The sequence below is a fragment of the Gilvimarinus sp. 1_MG-2023 genome (genome assembly GCF_030548285.1).
This window is the reverse complement of record NZ_JAUOSC010001726.1, coordinates 1-235: the sequence shown is the minus strand read 5'-3', so window position 1 is coordinate 235 and position 235 is coordinate 1. Positions and strand designations below refer to the sequence as shown.

The 235-nt window shown below is 48.9% G+C and carries 1 protein-coding gene; it reads right to left on the bottom strand.

The genetic code is table 11. The features are described from left to right. Positions 1–235: hypothetical protein (locus Q4563_RS22640; RefSeq protein ID WP_303606151.1), on the bottom strand; the 235-nt coding region annotated here is incomplete at both ends.

Below are 235 nucleotides of genomic sequence, written 5' to 3'. Positions count from 1 at the left end.
CTCGATACCAACCCGCAGCATACGACGGGTATTCGGGTCCATGGTGGTCTCCCACAATTGATCCGGGTTCATCTCTCCCAGACCTTTATAGCGCTGGATATTGAAGCCTTTTTTGGCTTCATTCAGCAGCCATTGAATTGCATCCCAGAAATCAACGATAGGATAAACACGCTCCCCTCGTTGAATATAGGCATCACTTTCCAATGTATCGCTCAGGCGTTGGCTGATCATCGAC